The sequence below is a fragment of the Fibrobacter sp. UBA2449 genome (genome assembly GCF_002342555.1).
Lineage (GTDB): Bacteria > Fibrobacterota > Fibrobacteria > Fibrobacterales > Fibrobacteraceae > Fibrobacter.
In genome coordinates this window covers 366,920-391,072 of record NZ_DDQF01000006.1, presented here as the reverse complement: position 1 = coordinate 391,072, position 24,153 = coordinate 366,920, and the positions used below count along the sequence as shown (strand labels likewise).

Genomic DNA, 24,153 nt, shown 5'->3' with positions numbered 1-24,153 from the left:
CGTTGTTGTTTGCCCGTGCCTAAAAATACAGAATTCGAGTGTCAAAAACAAGGGGGAGAACCTGCGTGCGTGCGACTTTCTATCTTTGGGCCATGAAGTACAAGTTTGAAGATTTGGTCGATATCCTGTCGAAGCTCCGTGCCGAAGACGGTTGCCCGTGGGACCGCGCCCAGGACACGCATACGCTCTTGCCCTACCTGGTCGAAGAGAGCAGTGAATTCATCGATGCCGCTCTCGAGGACGACAAGGCGCACATGTGCGAGGAACTCGGCGACGTGCTTTTGCAGGTGGTTTTCCATGCGCAGGTTTGCAAGGAAAGTGGCGATTTCAATATCGACGACGTGGTGCAGGGAATTTGCGAGAAGATGATTCGCAGGCATCCGCACGTTTTTGGCGATGCGCAGGTGGATACCGCGGGCGAAGTGAGCCGCCGCTGGGAAAAGATCAAGGCCCAGGAGACGCTGCACCAGAAGGATGCCGGCAAGTCCGTGATGGACAAGGTGAGCCGTAGCATGCCGACCTTGGCTCGCAGCCAGGATATTATCCGCCGGGTGGCGAAAGTCGGATTCGATTGGGGCGAGGCCGCACCCGTGTTCGACAAGGCTCAGGAAGAATTTGCGGAATTCCGTGCCGAGATGGAGAAGGTTACGCCAGAGAACGCGAACACCGACCGCCTGGAAGACGAGTTCGGCGATATCATGTTCTGCCTCGTGAACGTGGCGCGCCATAGCGGGTTCAATGCCGACGTGGCACTCCGCCGCGCAAACGCGAAGTTCGAGAAGCGATTCCGCGAGGTGGAACGCCTTGCACGCGAGCAGGGGAAGGCCGTTTCCGAATTCGGACTAGAAGGCCTGCAGCAGCTATGGAAGCAGGCTAAGGTTTCCGCTCGATAGTAATCGAATCCTGCAGGTCTATGCGCAAAAGCCCGTCGCTTGCGGCGACATAGAACTTGTCGAAGTTGCATGAGCTCTCTTCGGCGCCGGTGGCGTCGAATTCCAGAACATCCTTGAAGGTTCTCTTTCCGACTTTCATCGAATCCAGCATACGCACGGTGTAGCCGTCGTTGTTTGTCATCTTGTTTCCGTCGAGGTCCTTGAATACGATGTCCGGGCCGTAGGGCCAATTGACGTTGCGAAGATTCCTGAGACACGAAACGGTCATCTTGCCACCGTTTTCGTCGCATTCAACCCTCACGCCGATGGTAATTTCGTTGAGGAAACCATGTGCCTCGAATTCAAAATACTCGGGCTTGTGGCTGTAGATGCGTTCTCTGTAGGAATCCTCAATGCCCCAATTGTCGATGACCTTGACTGTATCGCCCCATTCCTGTTCCTTCTGCACCAGTTTTGCGAAATCGCCGCCGACATACGGATCGTCTACGTCGAACATCCCGCACGAAGTGAGCGTCAAGGTGAGTGCGACTAGCGTCGTTGCTGTCGAAAACTTATTCATTGTCGCCCCTTTCCTTGATGGTGAAAGAAGCTCCGTCGGTGGTTTCGAGCCTCAGGATTCCCGCAGTCTTGGAAAAGTAGAGAAAAGCGGTGTCGCTTTCGATTTGTTTATGGTAGTTGAGAGCGTCGTAGTGAGCCATGTCCATGATGGCGAAAACGCTGTCGTAAGTGACTCCGTTGAAAGTGATTGTATCGAGCAATCTGACCGTCCCCTCGATGCCCTTTTCTTCCGGAGTTCCGGTGGAATCAAGTTCGACAAAGAAGCCCGTGTTTTTGTGGCTTATGTGCATCGGCATGGTGTGGCTTATGACAAGATTGTTCTTGTTTTCTTCCTCGCTGACGTTAATGCCGCCATAGAAGTTGACTTCGACGCTCATGATGGGGTAGGTGGACGTGAGGAGTACAGAGCGGTCCTCTTCCTTTGCCACCACGCAGAAATCGCTCCAGTCCTCCATGAAGGTAGAATCCTGGCTCACGGTCAGGTCGAATTCGAACCCTTCGGAATGCTCGTAATGAACAGTGTTTCCCTTCTTGAAAACATTGGTGGATTTCTGGCAGTCGGCAAGCTTGTATATCGGATGGTAGACCCCGTCGCAGGTGTCGGTACAGCCGCAGGCCGTGAAGGCTACGATGCAGATGGCAATCGTTAGCCCGATTGTCAAGGCCGATAATGCTCTTTTTGGCATGATTTTCTCCTTTTTCCCTTTTGCATAAAATAGCAAAGACTTTGTCTGAAATCATGCCGGGAACCCTATTCCACATTGGAATGTTCCTTACGGGAATGGCGCTTTGTGAAAAATTTTGTTCACGTCCGGAGGATGCGAAGTATATTGAGGGTGTACTTCCAGTCAGTCCTGGTTCTGGAGAAGGGATGCCGGATCGAACCGCGGGGTAGGACTCATTGGGTGTACACTTTCTATTCCAAAGTCACTCGGCCTTCATGGCCGGGTGATTTTTTTCCTTCCCGATGCATACAAATATGCAAGAAGGTCCGGGGCATGTGCCACCGGACCTTGAATCTTGCTTGAAGTCGCTTGGGCTTAGGCGCGAGCCTTGGCCTTGTCGCCGTACTTCTTGATGAGTTCTTCCTGGATGTTCTTCGGCACCGGAGCGTACTTCGCGAATTCCATGGTGAACTCGGCCTTACCCTGAGTCATGGAGCGGAGGTCGGTGGCGTAACCGAACATTTCGGAAAGCGGGACTTCGGCGGTGATAGTCGTCGTGCCCATTTCTTCGCTCGTTCCGGTGATGGAACCGCGGCGCTGGGAGACGTTACCCACGACGTTGCCCTGGAACTCGGTCGGAGTGGCGATTTCGACCTTCATGATCGGTTCGAGGATCTGGGCGCCGGCCTTGGCGAAAGCTTCGCGGAAAGCCATGCGGGCACAAATCTGGAACGCCATGTCAGAGGAGTCGACCGGGTGGAACGCACCATCCTGGACTTCCATTTCGATACCCACGACCGGGAAGCCGATGAGGGAACCGGCTTCCATGCAGCTCTGGAAACCCTTGTCGCAAGACGGGATGTATTCCTTGGGAATACGGCCGCCGACGACGGAGTTCACGAAGTTGTAGACCTTGTCGGAGTCGCCTTCGACAGGCATCGGGCGCATCACGCCGGACATCTTGGCGAACTGACCCGAACCACCGGTCTGCTTCTTGTGGGTGTATTCGAACTTGGCTTCGCGAGTGATGGTTTCGCGGTAGGCCACCTGCGGAGCACCGGTCTGCACGTCCACCTTGTATTCGCGGCGCATACGTTCGATGTACACGTCGAGGTGAAGTTCGCCCATGCCCTTGATGATGGTTTCGCCGGATTCCTTGTTGACTTCGACCTGGAAGGTCGGGTCTTCCTTCGTGAAGCGGTTGAGGGCCTTCGACATGTTGTCGAGGTCGTCGCGGTTCTTGGCTTCAATCACGAGCTCGATCACGGGGTTCGGCACGTGCATGGAAGTCATGTTGTAGTGGTTCTTGCCGTCGGTGAAGGTCGTACCGGAAGCGCAGTCGATACCGAACAGGGCAACGATGTCGCCGGCACCGGCTTCGGTGATGTCCACCATTTCGTCGGCGTGCATACGCACGAGACGGCCCACGGACACCTTCTTGGTGGTGGCCATGTTGGTGATCATGTCGCCCTTCTTGAGGGTACCCTGGTACACGCGGACGTAGGTGAGCTGGCCGTAGCGGTCGTTCACGAGCTTGAACGCGTAGCAGACGAGCGGTGCGTTGTCTTCGCTCTTGAGGATGACTTCGGCTTCGTTGTTGTCGAGGTCGAGGGCCTTGTTTTCAACGTCGGTCGGGCACGGGAGGTAGTCGATGACACCGTCGAGGAGCTTCTGCACGCCAATGTTCTTGTGGGCGGAACCCATGAACACCGGGGTGATGTCGAGGCGGATGGTGGCTTCGCGGATGGTCTTCTTGATGAGGGCCTTGTCGATTTCGTCGACGCCGTACTGGCCTTCCATGGCCTTTTCCATGATTTCGTCAGAGTAGTCGGCGCAGCAGTCAACGAGCCTGGTGCGGTATTCGTTGGCCTGGTCGACGAGTTCGGCCGGGATTTCCTTTTCGATCATGTCGTCGCCGTTGGCGCCTTCGAAGTAGTAGGCCTTCATTTCGACGAGGTCGACCACGCCCTTCAGTTGGTCTTCGAGACCGATAGGAATCTGCATCACGCAGGGCTTGTGGTTGAGCTTTTCCTTGAGCATTTCGGCAACGCGGAGCGGGTTTGCACCGGAGCGGTCGCACTTGTTGACGAACACCACGCGCGGCACATGGTAGCGCTTCATCTGGCGGTCAACGGTAATAGACTGGGACTGGACGCCTTCGACGCCGGTGAGCACGAGGATAGCACCGTCGAGCACGCGGAGGGAACGTTCCACTTCGATCGTGAAGTCCACGTGCCCCGGGGTATCGATGATGTTGATGGAGTCCTGTTCACCGCTCTTGGTGTGGGTCCAGTTTGCAAACGTGGCGGCAGACTGAATCGTGATGCCGCGTTCGCGTTCAAGTTCCATGGAGTCCATCGTGGCGCCGACGCCGTCTTTACCACGAACTTCGTGGATAGCGTGGATACGCTTTGTGAAGTAGAGGATGCGTTCGGTAAGGGTAGTCTTGCCCGAGTCGATGTGGGCAGAAATACCGATGTTTCTGTGATTTTGGATGTTTTTCATTTTTTATTCCACAAATGGAGTTGATGTTTTGAAGTTTGCGCCCAAAGATAGAAAATTTCGGGGGGTATTCAAGGGCTATTTGCCGCTTTGGGGGCGTTTGGAGCGCTTGAAAACTTCGTTTGTGCCGATAAGGGCGGCTATGGCAACCGTAATCCAGTCCCGATAGCTGCTTCCGGTCATCCAGGGGCCGTAATTCATGAAATGGCGCTGTGCTTCCGGGGTGAGGAATTTGCCCGCCTCGAGGCTCTCGGAAAAACCATCCACGTTGATGGGAATGTAAAAATGCGAAAGCACAAGCTGCAAAATAACGGTGAAAATGGCAAATTTGGGTGCAGGGTCCGCCTTGTCGAGGGCATGGCCCAGCGGCACCAGCAGGAGCGGCAGGAACGGAGCGATGTGCCTCGATTCGCTGTCGAGGGCAAAAAAGAGGAAGGCGAGAAGCACTAGCGTATGCCCGGGCGACCTTGCTGTGGAAACCTTTACGAAATCCCTCGCGAACAAGACCAGGAAGGCGGGAAGGGCACCCCAGTAGACGACGTGCCCCGCCAGGGTGACGAGGGGGTACTTTAAGGGACGGATGAGGACCTGGAGCAGGAACACCTTGCCGTCGAAGAAGTAGTCGTTGTTCGTGTGCATGCGGAGGAGCAGGGATACGGCTGCGATGCAGAGCACGATGCCGATGAAGACCCTGGGGCGGAAAGACCGGGCGAAATCCACTGCGGAATAGGGAATGCCGGGGACTTTTCGGAGCAAGGCGATAACCCAGGCGCAGCCCGAGAATGCAATAAGGCAGAAGATGATGTGCCCGGTGCCGAAGTTTCCCATCAGGAGGTTGTCGAGGATTTCCTGCTTGTGCATGACATGGAACAGGATGACGAGAGTCCCGGCGGCAAGCCCGTAGACAAACGGGAGAACCAGGAAAAACTTGGGAACCGGTTTTTCGAAAAGTTCCGGGAGCGCGCCTGCGGACTTGCTCACGCCCGGTCGGAGCGGGAACAAAAGAAGCAGCGTCATCACGTAGGTGAGGGTGGGCCAGGTGACAAGCCCGAGGAGCGAGAGCACGAATCCCGAGGCCTCCCTGCCTTTGAGGATCGCGTAGTAGGAGGCGAGCGCGACAGTCACGGCGAAGGCGTCCGTCTGGAACGGAACGTAGCCGCAGTTTTTCAGGGTTGCGTAATTGAAGAAGAATAGCGAAAAGAGGACGACCGTTGTGGCGGGTTTCCATCCCTGCAACCGTGCCAGCTTGAAGAACAGCAGGAGCTGGAGGGCGAGGTTTACAAAATGGAGCACGTACATCCCGGCCATCATGTGCGCATTGTCGAGCGGAATGCCGGCCAGATTATAGACAACGTTCATCAGGCAGAACGGGAAGATGCGCTGGATGCGGAAACTGTCATAGCCGGTGGCGAAGAAATCTGCGGAAAAGTTGCGGAAGACCTCGCGGTAGAATTCCCCGTCGAATCCCGCGCCTTCGTTCACGGGAATGGTCTCGCCACAGACAGATAGGGCGAATAGGGCGAGGAGGATTGCTGACAGGAGCCCGTAGACGGTGCGGACAGCCAAATGCTTATGCGTGGAGTCGTTCACTTCGCTTCGGAGCTGGAATCTTCTTTGTTGCTAGGTCCGGCGCCTTCCGCGTCTACGATCTCGGCGTCGGTCACAGCCTTGCCGTCCTGGTCGGCGAGCGCCTTGAAGTAGGCCGTTGCCGTCTTGCCGACTTCGAACGTGTCGTAGTAGGTGTAGGCTCCGTTGCCCACCGCCCCCACGACCGGAATGGCGCGGAGCAGCGACTTGCTCAGGAACTTCGAGGAAATCTTGATGCCGATTTTCTGGATGAGCGCCTTGAGCGCGGTGGTGGAGAGCTTCTGTACCACGATGCGGCTGCCGGTGCGCACGGCGATGTCGCGGATGAGCTGGGCCGCGCTATGGCGGAACAGGCACCAGACCATGGCCTCGCGGCTTAGTAGGGCGAGCTTGCCGTAGCTTGCCGCGATGTCGGCGACGAGCTGCGCCTGGATGCGCCAGATGGCGGCGATGTCCGGGATGGCGGTGAGGATGCCCGTGATTCCTGCAGGGATAGAGAGCGTGGCGCTTATGGTGGCCGCCTTGAACGCCGCCTGCTGGATAAGCTGGTTCGCCCTCTTTTCCGGTTCCCGGTTTTCGGCGTACAGGGAGTCGGGAATATTCGTGATGAGGTCGAAAAGGATGTTGGTCGCCTTTTCCTTGAGCTTTTTCTTGGTATTCTCGGTTTCTTCGGTCATTCGGGACTCCTGTAATGATGAGACTATTTTAATAAATCCTGCGGGGGGTGGCAGGGGATGTTTGGTAAATGTCCCTTGACAGCGTGTCGGTATTGCTGAAGATTGCATTTAGGTAAAAAAATGTTTATTTTTTGGTTGCGAAATGAGACTGTTCCGTTCTATCATATTCCTGGTTTCCGTGGTCGCGGTTCTCGCTGTGCCGTCTCTTGCGAAAAACGTATTCGTGGCGGTTCTCGAGACGGTCACCATGGGAAGTTCCGTGTCCAGGGCCGAGAAGGTGTTCCTGACGGACAAGCTCCGGTCCCAGGCGGTGGAAGTCCTGCCCTCGTATAAGGACTTTGTCGTCATGACGCGTGAAAACATCCTCGCATTTTTGCCGCCCGACAAGTCGCTGGAGGAATGCGAAGGCGGATGTCTTGTGCAGACGGGCAAGAATATCGCGGCGGACTACGTGGCGCAGGCCCGCGTGGGGCAGTTCGGTTCGGACTTGACCCTCACGGTCGAACTCTACGAGACGGCGAGCGGCAGGATGCTTTCCAGCTATACGAGCCGGAATTCTTCCGTGGATGAACTCCTCTCCGAAATCGAGAGCCGCTCGGCGATGCTGTTCGGGACCATTCCGGGAGCCATTACGGTAAATGCGGAAAAAGACGGCGGTGGTCATGGCGGATTCACAAGCGTGTCGATGGGAAGTCACTGGTCGTCGTCCAGAATAAAAAAACGGCTGATAGAAGTCTCCTCAAATCCTGTGGGTGCGTTGCTAAGCGTGGATGGTCGTCCGCAGTCGAACTGCCAGAGTACGCCCTGCAATGTGGAACTTACTGAAGGAAATCATAAGTTTACATTTGTGTTGGACCGTTACTTCGACCTTGATACGCTCGTGAACGTGAATGGCAATACTACTAGTCTCGGTGTGCGGATGAAACCGAATTTTGGAACGCTTGTCATTGACCCGAAATTTCCCGATCGTCTAGGGAGCGCGGATGGACTCTCGGTACAAGTTGATAACGAAGACGGGAGTCTGGAAAATACGCTTTCGCCGGGATGGTATCGCGTCGAACTGAAACATGCGTGCTACGAGGATGTGCTCTTTAATGTAAATATAGCCCGAGGTCAGGAATTCCGGTTCGATAAGAAACTTGTTCCCAAGAATGGGCATGTGTCGATTCGCGCCCGTCAGGGAGACTCTCCCCAGAGGGTGCCTGTGTATGTCAACGGCAAGAAGGCCGGGATGACGCCCTTTGACGAGGATGTCTCTGTCTGCGCTACCGTTACGGTGGGCGATGAACAGGCGGGATTCCCCTATGCAATCCAGGCGCATGCGGAAACGGAATGGGTCTACGAAATTCCCGAGGAAGAGGAAGAAAATGAAGAGGAATCTTACGACAGTTATGAATATTCCAGTTCCAGCGAATATACATTCAATCTGTCCGGGTTCTATAGCAGTTCCTCGCGTAGGCGCTCCGAAAGTTCAAGTTCTTATTCCATCAATGAAGTGGTTTCTTCTTCGGACAGCGAGGGACCCGTTAGATTCATTATTCAGGGCTTGATGGGATTTGGGTTCGAAGCTCTTCGCGAGGATGGCGTTGAAGATGAAGAAGTTCTGACGTTCTATGACAATATGAATGGCGGCTGTGATTACTGGGATGATTATTATGGTCGATGCTCTGGCTATTCCGATACAGCTAGTATTGATGGCTTATATGGATATATTGATTTGTTCCTTGGACTGGAATTCGCCCGCTTCCTCACAATTGGAGCGGGAGCAGGAATCGGAGTCTACACGTTGTCCTCGACGGACGACAAAAATCTTGATGAAGATCTCCCCGGTGCGAATTTTGCTCCGAACATATTCTTCGAGGTCTCCTTGGGGACGGAATATACGTTTGGTGCCCGCTACATGTACGTCTTTGAACCCCGTTGGCCGAGTACTAGGATGTCGGGCTTTTTTGAATGGCTGAATGTGTTCGGAATTGAATTGGGTGGAACGAATACAGAAGGCCTGGGAACGAATTTCTTCTTTTCAGTTTATCTCAGGGCCCCTACGCGCGGGAACCTCACTGAATTGCTTAAAGATACAAAGAAAAAGAACTAGAACAGGATTTTCGCGATCCCGCCGGCGATACCCGCGAGCTTGTCACCGCTGTAGTCTGCAATCGCGAAACGCAGCGTGCGGCCTTCCATCGCCATCGCGAGCGCTTCGTTTATCCATGTCCTTTCGCAGGTGATCTTGTCGACGGTGAGCTCGGTGCCCTTGTCGCCGTCGTCAAAGCCGTAGTAGCCGCGGAACATCGTGGGCTCGGTTTCGCCACGCAATATAATGCGGACCTCGGCAATCCTCGCTTCGGAGTCGATGGAAACTTCCTGGATTTCGCCGAAGCGGAGAACCGTCTCGTTCTTGCGGATGATGGACTCGACGGCCCTGTCCCGGAGGTTCCCTAGAAACGACATCGCGCTTTACTCCCGGAGTCCTGCCTTAGCGGGGCAGAGTGAGAATCTCGATTCCGTTCTTCGTCTTGACGATGGTGTGTTCCCACTGGGCGCTGAGGCTTCCGTCTCGGGTCACGGCCGTCCATCCATCGCTGAGCGTCTTGGTGCCCGGGCGGCCGACGTTGATCATCGGTTCCACGGTGAACACGTTGCCGACCTCGATGAAGGGCGTGCGTTCGGAGTTGCGGAAGTGGAGCACGGTCGGTTCCTCGTGGAATCCGCGGCCGATGCCGTGTCCGCAGTAGTCTTCCACTACGCTGAATCCGTGTTCGTCGGCGATGTCCTGGATGGCGCATCCGATATCCGAGAAGCGGGCGCACGGTTCTCCGGCGGCGCGGATGCCTTCTTCCATGCAGAACTTTGCGGTATCGACCAGTTCCTGCGCGAGGCTAGAAACCTTGCCGACGCAGAACATGGCAGATGTGTCTCCGTGGTAGCCCGAAAGGATAGTCGTGATGTCGATGTTCACGATGTCGCCATCCTTGAGAATGGTGTCGGCACGCGGAATGCCGTGGCACACGACCTCGTTGATGCTGATGCAGGCGTAACGCGGGTAGCCGTGGTAGCCCATGCAGGCGGAGATGCCCTTGTGGGCGCGCGTGTAGTCGCCGATGAATTCGTCAATTTCGAGTGTCGAGACTCCCGGCTTGCACATTTCGCCTGCGCGGATGAGCGTCTCGGCGGCGAGCGCTCCGGCATCACGGATGAGTTCGATTTCCTTTGCGGATTTTACCTTTATCTTTGCCATTTTGCTTACCTAAAACCAGTCTAACTTAATTTTTCCAAATGTAGCGGTCGACGAGGTAGGCTAGAAGCATCTGGTCTTCGACGGGGCCGTTTGCCAAATCTTTCACGAGCGGGAGCATGCGGCTGATGCGTTCGGTCGCCTTCTGGCCGCCGAAGTGCCTGCGTTCCTGTTCCAGCGAGGTGCGCGCGCGGTCGCTGACGCGCCTTGCAATGTCTTCGTTGGACGGGATTTCTTTCTTGATGAAGTTGATGCCGAAGTCCGCCGCGGTCTGCCGGATTTCGATTTCTTCGACAGGCGTGATGAGCGAGATGCAGAGGCCACTCCTGCCCGCACGGGCGGTGCGCCCGCTACGGTGCACGTACACTTCGTGGTCGGCCGGGTGGTCGTAGACAATCACGTGGGTCACGTGGTCCACGTCGATGCCGCGGGCGGCAACGTCGGTGCAGATGAGGATGCGGAGCTTCTTTTCGCGGAAAGCGTTGAGCGTCTTCTCGCGCATGGCCTGTGCCACGTCACCGCTGAGAGCCCCCACCTTGAATCCATAGCCCGAAAGCACCTGTTCGAGGTAGCTTACGTCGCTCTTCTTGTTGCAGAAAATCATGCAACTGTCGGGATTGTAGTATTCGAGCACCTTGATGGTCATGGAATCCTTGTCCATCACGTCGCAGGGGTACCAGTAGTGCTCGAGGTTGTTCGCGATGACTTTGTCGTAGCTGAGCGAGAGAAATTCGGCACTCGGACGCTGGAATTCGCGGGCGAGGCTCTTCACCGTCTGCGGAATCGTCGCACTGAACATCGTGCACGAGATTGCCTTGGGCAGGTAGCGGCGAATCTTCTGCATGTCGGGGTAGAATCCCATCGAGAGCATTTCGTCCGCTTCATCGAGAATCAGGTCGCGGATGTCGAGGAAATCGACGTTGCCGCGCTGCACGTGGTCCATGAGGCGTCCCGGAGTCGCGACGATGATGTGGACCCCGTTCCTGAGAGCTTTCAGCTGCGGTTCGTAGCTGACACCGCCGAAAATGGCGACCGAGCGGATGCCCGTGCCTTCGGAGAGTTTCTCGATTTCGTCTTCTACCTGGATGCAGAGTTCGCGGGTGGGTACGAGGATCAGCGCCTGCGGGTAGATGTGGTCGCGGACGATGACCTGCAGGAGCGGGAGCACGTAGGCGCCGGTCTTGCCCGAACCGGTCTTGGACTGCACCAGCATGTCGCGGGCGGCAAGCATGTAGGGGATGGTCTTCTTTTGGACGGGCATGAGCTGCGTCCAGCCGTGCTTCGCCAGAACTTTTTTCTGTTCATCGGGAAGCATGTCGAATGTGTAGTCGGGGAGCTTGTTCTTGGGCTCGATGATATTGACCGGCGTAAGGAACGGATTGACTTCTTCTTTCTTTTCTTCTTGTATTTCTTCGCTCATAGTGGGCACAAAGATAGAAAAATTCTACATGGGACGTTCACCGCTTGCGCGTGCGTAAGCGCGAGGCGAACTATGTTCGCCGAAGTTTGTATCGTTACAGACTCCAGTGGTATTCGAGTCCGAGGCCGACGAACCAGTCGATGGTGGAGCCTCCGATAATCGTGGGCGCCGCCGCCGCTTCGGGGGTCGGATCCACGTACATGTCGCGTCCGCGTGTCGAAATCCCGGTGCGGATTCCTATGCCATAGTGCTTCTTGAAAACGAACTGGGCTGCTCCGCCGATGACGCCTCCCTTGTAGGCTTCCTCGAAGCGGATACGGACCTTGTAGGCGCGCGAGGGTTCCTTCACGTCGTCGTTGAGCGCGATATCCTCGACAAAGAAGCTGTACTGGAATCCGAGAATGAGGAGGAGGCTGATGTCGAGCCAGCTCTTGATATTGTAGGTCCTAGAGAACAGCGCGTTGAGGCCGATTTCGTGCTGGTAAAAGTCCCAGTGGTCGAGCTCGTCGTAGACGGGGTCGTCGTCATCGGTCTTTACCCTGTGCTTTGCGAAACGGTACTGGAGTTCGAGGCCGATGAACCCGTACCAGATGCCGCCGAGATAGGCGTTGAGCAACGGGTCGGAATCATCGATAAAATTCCAGAGGCTTACCGAATCCTTCGTGATGCGGTAGTTGCGCACTTCGCTTTCGACGTGGCTCTTGTACCAGGTGTAGGGCGTAAGCGGAATATGTGCCTGCGAATATCCGAACGCTACTCCGGCCCAGGCCCGGAGCTTGGGAACTTCCTGGTAAAGGTCGTCGGGCTCGTCCTGCAATTTTTGGCGCTCTTCCTTCGAGAGCCTTCGTTTGGTCTTTCCCGAAAAGAATGTGCTTGCGATTTTGTCGGCGAGTGCTACCTTGTCTGCATTCTTGGCAATCGACCCCGCGACTTTCGGGTTTGTCGAAGTCTCGTCGAAAATGGCGACGTTGATGTTGTCCCCGCTTTCGGCCAGGTAGAGCACGATATTGTCTTCAAGACTTTGCACCTTGGCCATGAGGGCGGGGTGGCGGATGTGCAGGTATTCCTCGTCGAGGGCGGGATCCATGTTCTTCTGCAACCATCGAGCGTAGTGCATGGCGACGGAGTCTCGTTCCCATTCCCCGAAAAGCCTGCACTTGGGTTCGCCTGCGCCGGAGTTGTTGCGCTTGAGCGAGAGGCAGAGTTCACGGGGGTCGACAGGGCTCTGCGCATCGGGAGTCCAGATGAGGATGTCCGCGTTTTCCCACAGCACCGGGTGCTTGTTGAAGTACACGTCCTTCGCGAGGCTCGTGGCGGCGAGGGCAAGGAGTGCTAGGATGAATGCCATGGCCCGCTTCATTTCTGCACCCCCTCGTAGAGGCTTATGCGAATCTTGCGTGCTGCGGTGGCGATGAGTGATTTCATGTCGTCCATCGAGAGCTTTACGATGGGCTGCTGGATTTCTTCAACGGCGCTAAACAGCGGACGCTGCCTTTCGTTGTCCCAGAGCGTGTACGAGAATATGGCGCTCAGGTTCTTGGAGGTCGGTTTCTCCTCGTTTTCCTTGTGGATGAGGTCGTAGTCGTAGTAGAGTTCGCGCTTCAGGTCGGTTCCGATGATGAACTCGTGGATGATGAGTACAAGGGCCGGGGTCGAACCGTCGGCATTCTTGACGGCGATGCCCTGTTCCGGGAAGTGTCCCTTGATGAAGATACGGTCGTCGAGCTTCTGGCTCTCTTCGGGGAATGCGTTTATGGTCGCGTCGGGAACGTCCTTGAGCGCCGGGTATGCCCTGCGCATTTCATCGAGGAAGGCGCGTTCGCAGAACGATGTCACCTGCACCTGCGCACTCTCGGGAGCGATTTCCAGTTTCTTGGCGAACCACTTGGACCGCGTCAGCACGAATGCGTTCTGCGTGCCGCTGATGGAAAGCGCGCTGTAGGGGGGCTGCTTGTATAGCGGATGCGACTTGCTCCAATGGTACGACGGGCCGCACCCGACAAGGGCGCACACGGCGATGCACAGTGTGGCAAGCTTCCTAAACACGTCACTCCCTCAATGGAAGGCTGGCCCTAGTTGGCGCCCCACTTTTCGCGGTAGGCGTAAACCTTTTCGAGGATTCCTTCGGGGGCGTTGATCGCCTTGCGGTTCTCTTCGCTTTCGAGGAATGCGATGATATCGTTGATGTTCACGATGGAGTGGGCCTCGATTCCGTATTCGTCCTGCACCGTCTGGAGCGCGGACTTGCCGTTGTCGAGCTTTTCCTTGCGGTCGACGGAAATGAGAAGCCCGATGACATTCGCGTTCTCGATTTTTGAGAGCGCCTGCATCGTCTCGTTCACGCTGGTGCCTGCGGTAATCACGTCCTCGATAATCACGACGTTCGTCTTCTCGGTGTACTTGTAGCCGACGAGCATGCCGCCTTCGCCGTGGTCCTTCGCCTCCTTGCGGTTGTAGGTGAAGGTGAGGTTCTGGGCGTACACGTCGCTGAGTTTCATCGCGGTAGCGGCGCAGAGCGGGATTCCCTTGTAGGCCGGGCCGTAGAGGTTCTGGGCCTTGCCGTTGAAGTGGACCATGTAGGTGCTTGCGTAGTATTCGGCAAGCTTCGAAAGTGTAGCTCCGGTGCGGAACTCCCCGGTGTTGATGAAATACGGGGTTTCGCGGCCGCTCTTGGTGACGAAGTTTCCGAACTTGAGCGCGCCCGCTTCAACGAGAAAATGGACAAACTGGTCTTTGATGTTCATAGGAAAATCCTTATGCGGCACCGCCCAGGAGGAGGGCTGCAATGCTGGAGAATACGGCGACCTTCTCGGTCAGGACTTCGATGGCGATGAGGATGGCGAACACCACCACGCAGAGCCCGATGTAGAAGTAGAAAGACTTCTTGAATCCCTTGATCTTGAGCTTGAAGATGAGCCAGAGGACAAAGCTCAGGATGGCGCTGAATATCCAGGCGGCTGCTCCCGGCAGGGGGACGAGTCTGCTCACACCGAAGGTAAGGGCAATGCCCGGGATGAAGAAGAAGGCGATGCACAGCACGCAGAGGAGGGCGAATCCCACGTAGTGCGCGAACCCGCGTTCCTTCTGGATGATAATCTGCGGTTCCTCGCTTTCCGGCTTCGGGGCTTCGGCGACGGTTTCCTGTTGGGCAGCTTCTTCCGGGGCTGCTTCGGCAGCTGTCGTATCGTTTGTTGCGGGGGCAGCGTTCGTGGCTTCGGCGGCTTCGACTGCGGGAGCCTCGGTGGTTTCCTTGTTCTCGTTCAGGTTTTCTTCGTTCATGTTAACTCCTACAGGATAAAGGTTCTTCCGGCGTAGACGAAAACGCGGTGTTCAAGCCAGAGTTTGAGGGCGGCAGAAAGCGTCCGCTTCTCGATGTCCTTTCCAAGTTCCACCAGTTCGTCGATGCTTGCCGTTTCGGGCACGCGCTGGATATCCTGGCAGATGATGGGCCCCTGGTCCAAGTCCTCGGTGGCAAAATGCGCCGTGGCGCCGATAATCTTCACGCCCTTGTGCCATGCCTGGTGGTAGGGCTTTGCCCCCTTGAATGCGGGGAGGAACCCGTGGTGGATGTTGATAATCCTGTACTTGAATTCCTCGGTAAAAGCCTCGCTCAGAATCTGCATGTAGCGGGCGAGCACGATGGTGTCGGTCTTCGTCTCCTCGATGATTTCGCGGAAACGGTTCTCGGGAATGCTCTTGTCCGGGTTCGACGGCACGTAGTAGAACGGGACTCCGAAAGTGCCGCCCACGGGACCTAAGTCGGGGTGGTTCCCGACGATGCAGCTGAATTCGCAGGGGAGGTCTCCGTCGCGTCTCTTGAGCAAGAGGTCGTAGAGGCAGTGGTCCGTCTTCGAGACGAAAATGGCCACGCGTTCGGTCTTGGAGGTGTCGAACAGCTTCCAGTTCAGCTGGAGGTGCGGGGCGAGCGTTTCGAGGTGCTTGTTGACTTCGCTGATGTCGCCAGCTTCCAGTTCAAAAACGGCTCGGAGGAAAAAGGTCTCGATATCTTTCGCCGTATGCTGTTGCAGGTCGATGATATTGGCGCCTGCTTTGGCGAGAACCTGGGTGGTCCCGGCGATAAGCCCCTTTTGGTCGGGGCAGTGAATTTGCAAAATGTAACGGGTCATAGCCATATGTAAAATGTAGTTAATTGTAAAAAGGGCGCCTTGTGGATTTCCGCAAAAAAAGCTAACATTCAATACGTTGTGCAACATAAGCAAAGAAGGCAGGAAATGTTCTGTTCCAAATCAAGATTTGTCATCATTGCATCCGCTCTTTGCCTCTGGACTCTCTCCGAGGCTGTTCCCCCGAAAACGTGGGATTCGATTTTCAATGCGGAGGGCGAAGGCGATTACACTTCGGTAAAAATTGAAGGGAATATCCGTCTGGGCAAGTACACCCACTATAAAGAAGTCCAGCCGGTATCCTTTAAGGTAAACGACGGAAAATTCGCCTTTTCTGTTTCGGGAAACATGACGGTCCCGGCCGAAAAGATCGAGAAAGAAAACTTCTACAACAAGTGCAATATGTCGAAAGAGGCTTGGATCTCGTACTTCAACAAGCCCATGACATTCGGCAAGGAAGAACAGATTGTGAATATCGCCGGCGTGGACCTCGCCTGTGGCGACGACACTTACGCTGTCGGGGACTTGCGAATAAAGTTCACGAACCCGAAGGCGCAGGAATACTGGGCGGCAAACCTTGAAGGCCGCGAAAAGTACAAGCGCGAACGCCTTGCAGAATTCCGCAAGGCGGAACAGCAGCACCATGCCGACATCCGCAGCGTATCCAGCGCCTTTACCGATCCGCGCGATGGCCAGGTGTACCGCACCATCAAGGTGGAAGGCCGTGAATGGTTCGCCCAGAACGTGAACTACAACGTCGAAGGGCATTCCTGGTGCTACGAGGACAAGGATAACTATTGCTTGCGCAGCGGTCGTCTCTACGATTTGGAAGGAGCCCGGAAGGCTTGTCCTGAAGGCTGGCATTTGCCGCGTGACCGCGAATGGATGGACATGCTCGTTGGGCTTACCAAGTGCTACGAAGGTGTAGACAAATGTGGCAAGTTCGCCGAGAAGATGAAGGCTACTACTGGCTGGCACGGTGGTGGTGGCACGGACGAATACGGCTTCTCCGTCTATTCTTCGGGCTACCGCAAGGTGCTTGGCAAGACCATGGTCCGCTACGAGGAAATGGGCGAGTATGCCGGATTCTGGTCCGCACAAAACGGCAGGAACGAAACCATCTGGCTCTGGTCCATGGGCCGCATGAGCGATCAGATGGTGCGACAGCTCGTGCCGAACAACGCAAAGAACAACGCCTACTCCGTTCGCTGCATCAACGGAAATTGATTGATGATTGATAATGTATAATTGATAATTATTAATTCTCAATCATCAATTCTCAATTGAAAAAAACACAAGCCCGAAGGGCTTGCGTTTTTTTTTACATCTGGCGGATCGGGAAGAGTCCCAGCAGGTCGAGCACGTTCTCGAGCACAATCTGTGTTGCCTGAACCAGGAACAGGCGGGACTTTTCTTCGGCGGAGCCAAGCACGCGGTCTTCGTGGATGAACTTGTGGGCGGCTTCTGCGATTTCCAAGGCGTACTGGGCGAGCACGCTCGGTTCGTCACCGGCGACAGCATCCAGAATCTTCTTGCCCTTCTTCGACAGGATGTTGATGAGGCTGTAGGCCGCATCGTCGCTGAGTTCGGCGAAGTTCACGTCCTTGATTGCGGCGGCGAGGTCCGCGCGTTCAATGCCGGCCTTGCGCATGATGCTGCACAGGCGCACGTGGGCGTTCTGCACATACGGACCCGTATCGCCTTCGAAGCTCATCACGGCGTCCCAGTCAAAGCGCACATCCTTCAGGCGGCTGTTCTTGAGGTCGTTGAAGGTAAGGGCGCTAATGCCGATCTGGCGGGCAATCAGTTCCTTATTCTCGAGGCCCGGATTCTTCTCGTCAATGAATTCGAGAATCTTCTTCTGGGCGGCTTCAATCACATCGCGCAACAGGCTTGCGGTACCCGTGCGGGTCTTGCCCTTTTCCCACTTGCCGTCCACCAGTTGCAGAATCACGCCGAACGGAATGTGGTACATGTCCTTGTACCATTCGCGTCCCATCTTCTTCAAAACGTGGAACACCTGCTTGAAGTGGAGCGCCTGTCCGAGGTCCACCACGTAAAGGCATTTGTCGAAGTTGTATTCCTTCTTGCGGTAGCAGGCGGCAGCGAGGTCGCGGGTTGCGTACAAGGTAGAACCGTCGCTCTTGCGGATAAGGCAGGGGTTCAGGTCGAATTCGTCGAGCATCACCACGTCCAAATCCTGGCTCTTGACCATCAGGTTCTTTTCGCGGAGTTCGTCGAGAATGGCGGGAATCTTGTCTTCGAAGAAGGATTCGCCAGTGTAGTGGTCAAAGCCCACGCCCATCATGTCGTAGATGCGCATAAGTTCCTTCAGCGTTGCGGCGCGGAAGGCTGTCCAGAGCTTGCGGTAGAATTCGTCGCCCTGTTCGAGCTTAGTGAATGCGGCGCGTGCTTCGTCTTCGAGACCCGGCTCTTCCTTAGATGCCTTGGAGAATGCGGCGTAAAGGATGTTGAGCTCCTTCACGGTGAGGCTATCGAGCGTGGCGTCGTCGGTGGGACGGTTTTCGCGCAGGTACATCACGATAAGCTTGCCGAATGCGGTTCCCCAGTCACCGAGGTGGTTGATGCGTTCCACCTTGTAGCCGGCTGCCTTGTAGATGCGGGAAAGCGAGTTTCCAATCATCGTGGAGCGCAGATGGTGGAAGGCAAGTTCCTTACCGATGTTCGGGGAGCTGAAGTCGATGCAGACGACCTTCCCGTTGGGTGCGGCGTGACCGTATTCCAGGCCCTTCGCAGCGATTTCTTCGAGAGTAGATTTTGCGAGGAATCCGCGGTCGATGAAGAAGTTCAGGTAGCCGTTCACGGCTTCCACCTTCGAAAGGCCTGCGGGGAGTTTCACCTGTGCGGCCAAATCTTCCGCAATCATCTTCGGGGCCTTGCGCATCACCTTCGCGAGTGAAAAGCAGGGGATGGTGAAGTTTCCGTGGCTGGTGTCAGGCGGCACGGAGATAAGCTTGAGTGCGGCTTCCTTCTCGAAGGAGCCGGTGGCGGCGAGCGCTTCTGCGATTTCTTGCTCAAACGAGTTCATTGTCGTCGGCCTTCTTGTCGGTTGTCTTTACAAAGTCATTTTCATCGAGTTCCACAATCTTGCCGTCGGCATAGAGACGGTCTAGCGAAATCTCGTTACGCTTTTCTTCTTCGAACAGGTGGACCATCAGGTCGAGGCCCGCATCGAACACTGCCCAGCGCACGCCTTCCTTGTATTCCACGCCCACGGACGGGAGCTTGTTCGCCTTGAATTCCTTGCGGAGCTCGTTCAGAATCGCTTGCATCTGGGCTTCGCTTTCGCAGGTTGCCACGAGGAAATAATCCGTGACATCCTTGATGCCGCGCAGGTCAATCAGCTGCACGTTCTGGGCGCGCAGCTCAAATAAAATGCTGGCACCGATTTTTACGGACTCTGGAAGTTCTTGCTTATTCGTTGTCATCTGTTTCTCCCTGTTCGGGTTCTATGATTTTATGAAAATCTTTTCCTATATAAACGGCTGCGTCGACATAGGCACGCTTGCTTACGATGGTAAGAACGTTTTTTGTCTGGAGCGTCTGGGCCAGAGCTTTTGCGCCTTCCCATTCCGGATTCCGGAGCACAAGGATGGTTTCCTCGTAGTTCTGCAACATGTCGTTCCCGAAGCTCACCACGTCGAATCCATTTTCGCGTAAGAAAGTTCGCATTTTGGCTGCAGCCCCTGGTTCTCCGCAACTGTTCAACACCTCAATGTCGCCCTTGTAGGTGCGCTTCTCCTTGACGACAACCTTCTCTTCTTCACAGGCGGAGAGGACGAATGTCGCAAGCAGGAGGGCTATGGCTACGGGGCTGTTCTTCATCAACGGCAAAAAATAGAATTTCTCCAGTAGCACGAGGGATAACGGAACGGTCCGTAAGCCTTGATTGCGTCGTTCTCGTTTACGAGCATGAGCCTGATGTAGGAATTGTCTGTCGGCTTGTATTCCAGGGCGATTGCGGGCAGGATGAATTCAACTTTCCCCTGCTTGACGTTTTCCTTGGGTATGGGCGCTCCCGCGCGGAAGTTCGCATAGAGCGGCATCCAGAGTCCGAAATCGGCGTAGAGGTGCAGGCTGGGGTCGAATTCGTATGCGAGGTGCGCTAGATAGCTCTGTTGCGCGAACGTGCCATAGGACCCGCCCATGAAACTCACGGAGTACGAAAATGCGGCGCTCAGGGCCGGGTCGATGGATGTCCTGCGGAGTAGCCTTTCACGGGGAAAAGACGAGTGGTTCCAGGGAATGCCGTCGAATGCGGGTGTTACAACGGCGGAGTCGCTTGCGGAGAGCGAATCGCTTGGGACGGGCTCCGCAGAAAACGCGAAGGCCGCAAGGATTGCTACAGATAGAAGGGTAAACCGCATGCTGGAAATATAAGTATCTCGGACGATGTCGATCCGGGCTACTTGTTCGTGATTTCGTTCTTTGCGTTCACGTGGATGACGGTCGGCTTCCACGACTTGGCCTCTTCTTCGCTCATGGTCGCGTAGGCGACAATAATCACGAGGTCGCCGGGCTGCACGAGGCGGGCTGCAGCCCCGTTCAGGCAGATGACTCCGGAACCGGCCGGGCCTTCGATGACGTAGGTGTCGAGGCGGCTGCCGTTGTTCACGTCGAGCACGCCCACCTTTTCGAAGGGGAGGATGTTTGCGGCGTCCATCAAATCGCGGGCAATCGTAATCGAGCCCTCGTAGTTGAGGTTTGCGTCGGTTACGGTAGCGCGGTGAATTTTGCTTTTGAGTAATTCCAGCTGCATGATGCGCTTAGAACTTTACATTGAAGAATCCCAGGACACCCTTTTCCGGGGTCGGGAGAACGCCGTAGCTGAATCGGTTTGCATCGGGGTTGCTGTCCCACTGGGTACCGAAGAATGCGTCGGCGAACGACCAGATGTGGGCGCCGGCCACGACGATAAGGCCGTACCACCATGCGTTGTTGCCGCTTACGGCGAGGTAAGTCGTTGCTCCCACGCTTGCGACCCAGAGCACGTCAATCCAGATAGCCTTTGTGGACTGGTCCATCTTCCACTGATAGTAGCTGGGGAGGAGTAGGGAGAGGTAGGCGGCACCCTGGTTGCCAGACCTGTTTCTGTAGGAACGGTCGATGTCTGCATCTTCCATTCCCTGCGAACGCTGGGCGAGCCAGTCTTCTTCGGAAACGCCGAGTTTGTTCCACGGTTTCTGGAGGTATTCGGAAATGCGGACGCCAAGCTCCACGAGCCTGGTGAGCTTGTCCCTCGAAATGCCTTCTTCTTTTGCCTGCTGGAATTCCCACTGGGTGAGCCCGAGGTCTTCGTAGCGGAAACCTTCCCACTGGTCGCCGGAGGCGGTTGCCTCGCCGACCGATGCGCCATCGTCGGATGAATTATCGTCACCGTAAGAGTAAGACTGTTCCGTTGACTCGTCGCCAGACGGTTCGTCGTCAAACTGCGCGAAGGACATCGCGCATGCGAGGAACATTATTAATCCAATCTTGCTCCAAAAAGACATTAGGCTTTTACTCCTATCCTATATGCCGGGGGAGGGAATCGAACCCTCACACTCTCGCGAGTACCGGATTTTGAGTCCGGCGCGTCTACCAATTTCACCACCCCGGCTTGGGGTGTCCTAAATATAGAACATTTTATGTTTTTTTGTAGGGAAAATGCGCAAAAATACGAAATTTGAACAAATTTTAGGGGTCCGAAGGGCCTGCCCGATCCTATTTTTTCAGAATTGCCCTGAATTCCACGTTGATCGGCGCGAGTTTCTTTGCACCGAAATCAACAGCCTTTTCCTTGGTTTCGAAGGGCCCCGTCTGCACGAGGTAGAGCGTTTTCGTCTCTCCGGCGCGTTCTTCGATAGTGGCCGCGATGCCGCGTTTTTTGAGGTTGCTGACCAGCAAATCCGCGTTGGATTTCACGCCGAAGGCACCGAGTTGCAAAATCCAGGATTCGGTAGCCGCGCTTGGAGCTTTATCGGGAACTATTGTTTCGGGTTGGACCTCCGGTGCAGGCTTGACCTCCGGTGCCGGAGCGGAATCTGCTGCTGCGACGGGTTTCGGCGGTTCGGGAGGCTGCGTTGGACTTTGAAGCGGGTCCTTGACGCTGTCCGTTGCTGCTGGAGCGGGTTTGGCCGTATCCGGGACTGTGGCGGCCGGTTGCGGCTCGTCGAGTCGGGCGCAGGCTTCGTTCAGTGCCTGCTGTTTGACCTTGGGCTGCACGGCGGCACAAATCTTTTTGAGGACGACGACCTGGTGCGGTTGCGACGTCTCGATCGCGTGGATCAAGGCTTCGGCAGCCTTGGCGTGCCTGCCCATGTACAGCTGGAACTGAGCCTTGGTCATCATGAGGTCGGCATATACCTTGTGCTGGGGGTTGGTCTGGCCGATGAGGCTGTCGAGGCGCTTGCCCGCCTTGGAAAAGTCCTTCGCGTTTCCGGTCTGCGAAAGGGCAAGGACATTCCACAGGTAGCATTCGGCGCGTACCGAATCAGGTTCCCTGGGGCACGCAGCCTCGTAGGCGGTCGCGGCGTCTTTCCACTTGCCGGCCACGTAGGCCTTCTGTGCATCGGCGATGGACGGGGTGGTTGCCTGTGCCGTGGGCTGTGCTTCAGGCTGTGCGAACGCGCTTGTACTGCAAATCAAGAACAAAATAGCGGCAAACCCGCGAACATTCCAAAACTTCATCTTCATTACCTTAAACCTTTCATTCCACACCCCACACTTCACACCCCACACTTCACACCAGCGTCCCGCGGATTGTCCACCCGCGGATGTCGTCCAGCTTCACCTTCACGTAGTCGCCGGGCTTTACGATGCGGCCTTCTTCCGGTTTGAACACCACCTTCTTGAAGTTGTCGGTGCGGCCCCGCAGTTCCGTTTCGTCGCGCACGGAGTTCTTTTCCACCAGCAGTTCCTCGGTGCGGCCGAGCATCATCTGGTTACGCTTGAGCGTGATGGCGTTCTGCAGTTCCACCAGGCGCGTGTGGCGCTCGTTCTTTTCAGCCTCGGTGAGCGTCTCCGCTTCCTTGTACGATTCCGTGCCCTTGCGCGGGCTGTAGATGAACATGAAGGCGCTGTCGAACTGGCACTGTTCAAATGCCTTGAGCGTCTGCTCGAAGTCCTCTTCCGTTTCGCCCACGAATCCGCAAATCACGTCCGTCGAAATCCCGTAGAACGGGTCGTGGCTCCGCAGCTGTTCGATAATCGAGAGGTACTGCTCCATGTTGTGCTGGCGGCGCATCTTCTTGAGCATCGCGTCGGAGCCGCTCTGGATGGGGATGTGCGCGTAGTGGCAGACCTTCGGGTTGTTCAGCAGCACGTCGATGAGCTCGTTCGTGTAATGCCTCGGGTGCGGGCTCGTAAAGCGGATGCGGCGGATGCCCCCGATTTCAGAAACCTTCGTGAGCAGGTCGGCAAAATTGCCGCCTTCCGTCTTGTAGGCATTCACCGTCTGGCCCAGCAGCGTCACCTCGGAAATGCCCTTGTCGGCCGCCTTGCGGACTTCGGCAAGAACATCTTCCATGTCGCGGTATTTTTCTGGCCCGCGAAGATACGGCACAATACAGTAACTGCAGCGCTTGTTGCACCCGCGCTGGATGGCGACGAAGGTGGTGAAGTCGTTCTGGAGCTTCGCGTATTCGCCCAGGTAGTTCTCGCTCAGGTCCTCGTCGATGAACATCTTGTGGTGCGTCAGGTGCAAGGGGCTTTTGGCATCGCCTAGCAGCAGTTCCGGAATTTTCTTGTACTGGTCCGGCCCCACGATGTAGCTCACGTTCGGGAGCCTCTTCAAAAGTTCCGGCCCGCGATTCTTCGCCATGCAGCCGCAAACGACCACCTTCACGTCGGGATTCTTCTTCTTCAGGTACTTGAGCTTGCTGATGTTCGCGATGGCTGTTTCCTCGGCCTTTTCGCGTACGCTGCAGGTGTTTACGATGATAAAGTCGGCATCTTCCTGGTTGCTCGTCTCGACGCAACCGCACATGTCGAGCTCCTGGGCAATCATCGCCGAGTCGTACTCGTTCATCTGGCAGCCGTATGTGGCCAAGTGGTATTTTTTCATGCGGGTAAATTTAGTAAAAGGCGAGTGACGCGCGAGTCAAGCTTGCTTGAACGAGCATGTCCGAGCCGAACTAAATGCACGCGAAGCGTGCCATTTAGAAAAAGTGGTTAGTGGCTAGTGGCTAGTGGTTAGGGAAATGCACGCATTTATTTGAAAGGGGGAGGTGTCCCCCTGCCTGCAGCCTTGCCCTTCTATTACCCTGAGCTACGAGCGTGTCATCCTGAGCGAAGCCCGTAGGGCGAAGTCGATATACGAAACTTGGCTACTTGTAGCCTTAGTTGAGTTAGGTTCGTAGGAGCAGGATCTAGGGCAAGTCTTCCGTCACCCTCTCTCCTAGGTGGCTCCGCCCCCTAACACCCCTGAATGCACTTTTTCAACCCACTTTTGTGCGTTTGAATACACTTTTTCAAGGGAATTGTTGAAGAAG

The 24,153-nt window shown here is 55.7% G+C and carries 24 protein-coding genes and 1 tRNA gene; 3 read left to right on the top strand and 22 right to left on the bottom strand.

Going from position 1 to position 24,153, the window contains the following annotated elements; genetic code table 11:
* Nucleotides 1–92: 92 nt before the first annotated feature.
* The gene (mazG, locus tag B4B27_RS05110; protein ID WP_290724317.1) at nucleotides 93–893 is read left to right on the top strand and encodes a nucleoside triphosphate pyrophosphohydrolase; all 801 of its coding nucleotides are present in this window, start codon (nucleotides 93–95) and stop codon (nucleotides 891–893) included.
* Here mazG and B4B27_RS05105 read toward each other — a convergent pair.
* From B4B27_RS05105 to B4B27_RS05085, 5 genes are all read right to left on the bottom strand, one after another.
* Nucleotides 874–1,452, bottom strand: coding sequence for a hypothetical protein (locus B4B27_RS05105; RefSeq protein WP_290724314.1), 579 nt, complete (start codon nucleotides 1,450–1,452; stop codon nucleotides 874–876). The genes mazG and B4B27_RS05105 overlap by 20 nt on opposite strands.
* Nucleotides 1,445–2,137: a hypothetical protein gene (locus B4B27_RS05100; protein ID WP_290724312.1), complete on the bottom strand. Its 693-nt coding sequence runs from the start codon at nucleotides 2,135–2,137 to the stop codon at nucleotides 1,445–1,447. The genes B4B27_RS05105 and B4B27_RS05100 overlap by 8 nt, the downstream gene beginning before the upstream one ends.
* 354 nt (nucleotides 2,138–2,491) lie before the next feature.
* A complete protein-coding gene (fusA, locus tag B4B27_RS05095; RefSeq protein WP_290724310.1) occupies nucleotides 2,492–4,621 on the bottom strand; it encodes an elongation factor G in 2,130 nt (709 codons plus the stop codon).
* A 75-nt stretch (nucleotides 4,622–4,696) separates the two neighbouring features.
* The gene (locus tag B4B27_RS05090) at nucleotides 4,697–6,208 is read right to left on the bottom strand and encodes a hypothetical protein (RefSeq protein ID WP_290724308.1); all 1,512 of its coding nucleotides are present in this window, start codon (nucleotides 6,206–6,208) and stop codon (nucleotides 4,697–4,699) included.
* On the bottom strand, nucleotides 6,205–6,882 hold the full coding sequence (locus B4B27_RS05085; RefSeq protein ID WP_173380890.1) for an EcsC family protein: 678 nt from the start codon (nucleotides 6,880–6,882) through the stop codon (nucleotides 6,205–6,207). The genes B4B27_RS05090 and B4B27_RS05085 overlap by 4 nt, the downstream gene beginning before the upstream one ends.
* A gap of 142 nt (nucleotides 6,883–7,024) precedes the next feature.
* Here B4B27_RS05085 and B4B27_RS05080 point away from each other — a divergent pair, with 142 nt between their 5' ends.
* Nucleotides 7,025–8,977, top strand: coding sequence for a PEGA domain-containing protein (locus tag B4B27_RS05080; RefSeq protein WP_290724307.1), 1,953 nt, complete (start codon nucleotides 7,025–7,027; stop codon nucleotides 8,975–8,977).
* Here B4B27_RS05080 and B4B27_RS05075 read toward each other — a convergent pair.
* The 8 genes from B4B27_RS05075 to purU form a co-directional block, all read right to left on the bottom strand.
* Entirely contained in the window at nucleotides 8,974–9,333 is a 360-nt protein-coding gene (locus B4B27_RS05075) for a hypothetical protein (RefSeq protein WP_290724305.1), read from the bottom strand. The genes B4B27_RS05080 and B4B27_RS05075 overlap by 4 nt on opposite strands.
* A 25-nt stretch (nucleotides 9,334–9,358) precedes the next feature.
* Nucleotides 9,359–10,120: a type I methionyl aminopeptidase gene (map, locus tag B4B27_RS05070; RefSeq protein WP_173380893.1), complete on the bottom strand. Its 762-nt coding sequence runs from the start codon at nucleotides 10,118–10,120 to the stop codon at nucleotides 9,359–9,361.
* Nucleotides 10,121–10,145: 25 nt separating this feature from the next.
* On the bottom strand, nucleotides 10,146–11,537 hold the full coding sequence (locus B4B27_RS05065; protein WP_173380894.1) for a DEAD/DEAH box helicase: 1,392 nt from the start codon (nucleotides 11,535–11,537) through the stop codon (nucleotides 10,146–10,148).
* 94 nt (nucleotides 11,538–11,631) lie between these two features.
* Nucleotides 11,632–12,885 (bottom strand): hypothetical protein, encoded by a 1,254-nt coding sequence (locus tag B4B27_RS05060; protein ID WP_290724302.1) that lies wholly within the window; start codon nucleotides 12,883–12,885, stop codon nucleotides 11,632–11,634.
* Between the two features lie 8 nt (nucleotides 12,886–12,893).
* Nucleotides 12,894–13,583, bottom strand: coding sequence for a hypothetical protein (locus B4B27_RS05055; protein ID WP_290724300.1), 690 nt, complete (start codon nucleotides 13,581–13,583; stop codon nucleotides 12,894–12,896).
* 26 nt (nucleotides 13,584–13,609) lie between these two features.
* A complete protein-coding gene (pyrE, locus tag B4B27_RS05050) occupies nucleotides 13,610–14,281 on the bottom strand; it encodes an orotate phosphoribosyltransferase (RefSeq protein WP_290724298.1) in 672 nt (223 codons plus the stop codon).
* Nucleotides 14,282–14,291: 10 nt separating this feature from the next.
* Entirely contained in the window at nucleotides 14,292–14,816 is a 525-nt protein-coding gene (locus B4B27_RS05045; protein WP_173380898.1) for a hypothetical protein, read from the bottom strand.
* Nucleotides 14,817–14,824: 8 nt separating this feature from the next.
* Nucleotides 14,825–15,670 carry a formyltetrahydrofolate deformylase gene (purU, locus tag B4B27_RS05040; protein WP_173365942.1) on the bottom strand — a complete coding sequence of 282 codons (846 nt, stop codon included), beginning with the start codon at nucleotides 15,668–15,670 and terminating at the stop codon, nucleotides 14,825–14,827.
* Nucleotides 15,671–15,769: 99 nt separating this feature from the next.
* Here purU and B4B27_RS05035 point away from each other — a divergent pair, with 99 nt between their 5' ends.
* Nucleotides 15,770–16,888: a fibrobacter succinogenes major paralogous domain-containing protein gene (locus tag B4B27_RS05035; protein WP_173380899.1), complete on the top strand. Its 1,119-nt coding sequence runs from the start codon at nucleotides 15,770–15,772 to the stop codon at nucleotides 16,886–16,888.
* A 94-nt stretch (nucleotides 16,889–16,982) separates the two neighbouring features.
* Here B4B27_RS05035 and argS read toward each other — a convergent pair whose 3' ends face one another.
* The 9 genes from argS to miaB form a co-directional block, all read right to left on the bottom strand.
* On the bottom strand, nucleotides 16,983–18,710 hold the full coding sequence (argS, locus tag B4B27_RS05030; protein ID WP_290724293.1) for an arginine--tRNA ligase: 1,728 nt from the start codon (nucleotides 18,708–18,710) through the stop codon (nucleotides 16,983–16,985).
* Entirely contained in the window at nucleotides 18,697–19,110 is a 414-nt protein-coding gene (gene rsfS, locus B4B27_RS05025; RefSeq protein WP_173380901.1) for a ribosome silencing factor, read from the bottom strand. Before rsfS ends, argS begins: the two co-directional genes overlap by 14 nt.
* Nucleotides 19,097–19,507 (bottom strand): LytR C-terminal domain-containing protein, encoded by a 411-nt coding sequence (locus tag B4B27_RS05020; RefSeq protein ID WP_290724290.1) that lies wholly within the window; start codon nucleotides 19,505–19,507, stop codon nucleotides 19,097–19,099. Before B4B27_RS05020 ends, rsfS begins: the two co-directional genes overlap by 14 nt.
* Complete coding sequence (locus B4B27_RS05015) at nucleotides 19,507–20,049, bottom strand: hypothetical protein (RefSeq protein WP_290724288.1); 543 nt, start codon at nucleotides 20,047–20,049, stop codon at nucleotides 19,507–19,509. Before B4B27_RS05015 ends, B4B27_RS05020 begins: the two co-directional genes overlap by 1 nt.
* A gap of 38 nt (nucleotides 20,050–20,087) precedes the next feature.
* Nucleotides 20,088–20,441, bottom strand: coding sequence for an aspartate 1-decarboxylase (panD, locus tag B4B27_RS05010; protein WP_173380904.1), 354 nt, complete (start codon nucleotides 20,439–20,441; stop codon nucleotides 20,088–20,090).
* 7 nt (nucleotides 20,442–20,448) lie between these two features.
* On the bottom strand, nucleotides 20,449–21,144 hold the full coding sequence (locus B4B27_RS05005) for a hypothetical protein (RefSeq protein WP_290724285.1): 696 nt from the start codon (nucleotides 21,142–21,144) through the stop codon (nucleotides 20,449–20,451).
* Nucleotides 21,145–21,197: 53 nt separating this feature from the next.
* Nucleotides 21,198–21,281, bottom strand: a tRNA-Leu gene (locus B4B27_RS05000).
* 104 nt (nucleotides 21,282–21,385) lie between these two features.
* A complete protein-coding gene (locus tag B4B27_RS04995; protein WP_290724283.1) occupies nucleotides 21,386–22,357 on the bottom strand; it encodes an SPOR domain-containing protein in 972 nt (323 codons plus the stop codon).
* Nucleotides 22,358–22,403: 46 nt separating this feature from the next.
* Nucleotides 22,404–23,726 (bottom strand): tRNA (N6-isopentenyl adenosine(37)-C2)-methylthiotransferase MiaB, encoded by a 1,323-nt coding sequence (gene miaB / locus B4B27_RS04990; RefSeq protein WP_290724281.1) that lies wholly within the window; start codon nucleotides 23,724–23,726, stop codon nucleotides 22,404–22,406.
* Nucleotides 23,727–24,153: the final 427 nt, after the last annotated feature.

Coding starts and splice junctions, on each gene's coding strand:
- mazG (WP_290724317.1), top strand. CDS start 93: ATGAAGTACAAGTTTGAAGATTTGGTCGATATCCTGTCGAAGCTCCGT.
- B4B27_RS05105 (WP_290724314.1), bottom strand. CDS start 1,452: ATGAATAAGTTTTCGACAGCAACGACGCTAGTCGCACTCACCTTGACG.
- B4B27_RS05100 (WP_290724312.1), bottom strand. CDS start 2,137: ATGCCAAAAAGAGCATTATCGGCCTTGACAATCGGGCTAACGATTGCC.
- fusA (WP_290724310.1), bottom strand. CDS start 4,621: ATGAAAAACATCCAAAATCACAGAAACATCGGTATTTCTGCCCACATC.
- B4B27_RS05085 (WP_173380890.1), bottom strand. CDS start 6,882: ATGACCGAAGAAACCGAGAATACCAAGAAAAAGCTCAAGGAAAAGGCG.
- B4B27_RS05080 (WP_290724307.1), top strand. CDS start 7,025: ATGAGACTGTTCCGTTCTATCATATTCCTGGTTTCCGTGGTCGCGGTT.
- B4B27_RS05075 (WP_290724305.1), bottom strand. CDS start 9,333: ATGTCGTTTCTAGGGAACCTCCGGGACAGGGCCGTCGAGTCCATCATC.
- map (WP_173380893.1), bottom strand. CDS start 10,120: ATGGCAAAGATAAAGGTAAAATCCGCAAAGGAAATCGAACTCATCCGT.
- B4B27_RS05065 (WP_173380894.1), bottom strand. CDS start 11,537: ATGAGCGAAGAAATACAAGAAGAAAAGAAAGAAGAAGTCAATCCGTTC.
- B4B27_RS05060 (WP_290724302.1), bottom strand. CDS start 12,885: ATGGCATTCATCCTAGCACTCCTTGCCCTCGCCGCCACGAGCCTCGCG.
- pyrE (WP_290724298.1), bottom strand. CDS start 14,281: ATGAACATCAAAGACCAGTTTGTCCATTTTCTCGTTGAAGCGGGCGCG.
- B4B27_RS05045 (WP_173380898.1), bottom strand. CDS start 14,816: ATGAACGAAGAAAACCTGAACGAGAACAAGGAAACCACCGAGGCTCCC.
- purU (WP_173365942.1), bottom strand. CDS start 15,670: ATGGCTATGACCCGTTACATTTTGCAAATTCACTGCCCCGACCAAAAG.
- B4B27_RS05035 (WP_173380899.1), top strand. CDS start 15,770: ATGTTCTGTTCCAAATCAAGATTTGTCATCATTGCATCCGCTCTTTGC.
- argS (WP_290724293.1), bottom strand. CDS start 18,710: ATGAACTCGTTTGAGCAAGAAATCGCAGAAGCGCTCGCCGCCACCGGC.
- rsfS (WP_173380901.1), bottom strand. CDS start 19,110: ATGACAACGAATAAGCAAGAACTTCCAGAGTCCGTAAAAATCGGTGCC.
- B4B27_RS05020 (WP_290724290.1), bottom strand. CDS start 19,507: ATGAAGAACAGCCCCGTAGCCATAGCCCTCCTGCTTGCGACATTCGTC.
- B4B27_RS05015 (WP_290724288.1), bottom strand. CDS start 20,049: ATGCGGTTTACCCTTCTATCTGTAGCAATCCTTGCGGCCTTCGCGTTT.
- panD (WP_173380904.1), bottom strand. CDS start 20,441: ATGCAGCTGGAATTACTCAAAAGCAAAATTCACCGCGCTACCGTAACC.
- B4B27_RS05005 (WP_290724285.1), bottom strand. CDS start 21,144: ATGTTCCTCGCATGCGCGATGTCCTTCGCGCAGTTTGACGACGAACCG.
- B4B27_RS04995 (WP_290724283.1), bottom strand. CDS start 22,357: ATGAAGATGAAGTTTTGGAATGTTCGCGGGTTTGCCGCTATTTTGTTC.
- miaB (WP_290724281.1), bottom strand. CDS start 23,726: ATGAAAAAATACCACTTGGCCACATACGGCTGCCAGATGAACGAGTAC.